Annotated in this window: 1 protein-coding gene; it reads right to left on the bottom strand. The window is 67.9% G+C overall.

Features of this window, described 5'->3' with window-relative positions; genetic code table 11:
• The coding region (gene era / locus AAFM92_16985) for a GTPase Era (protein ID MEL7302051.1) at nucleotides 1-521 on the bottom strand (521 nt) is incomplete at both ends.

A 521-nucleotide genomic window follows, 5' to 3' on the forward strand; every position in this document is an offset into this window, starting at 1 on the left:
GAGGAAGCCGTCGCGGTTGCGCCAGTCGGCGCGGGTCTTGACGTGGAGCTGGAGGTAGAGCGGGCGGCCAGTGAACGCCTCGATCTCGTGGCGGGCGGCGGCTCCGAGCCGCTTTAGCGCCGCGCCGCGCTTGCCGATGAGGATGCCCTTCTGCGCGTCGCGTTCGACCACGATCTCGCAGTCGCAGAAGTCCTTCTGGCCCTCGCGCTCCTCGTAGACCGTGACGTTCACCTGCGTCGAGTAGGGGACCTCGGCGCGGAACTGCTTGAAGATCTGCTCGCGCACGATCTCGGCGATGAAGAAGCGCTCTGGGTGTTCCGAGAGTTGATCCGGCGGGTAGTAGGGCGGCCCCTGCGGCAGCCGCTCCACGATGGCGTCGCGCAGCGCGTCGAGGTTGAAGCCGCTCACGGCCGAGGTCGGGATCACCGCGTCGAACGACCGCAGGGCGACGTACTCCTCCACGAGCGGCAGCGCCTCCTCGTGCGAGATGAGGTCCATCTTCGTGAGGACGAGCAGGCAGG

The sequence above is a fragment of the Pseudomonadota bacterium genome (assembly GCA_038533575.1).
Taxonomy (GTDB): Bacteria; Pseudomonadota; Alphaproteobacteria; order Rhodobacterales; family Rhodobacteraceae; genus Shimia_B.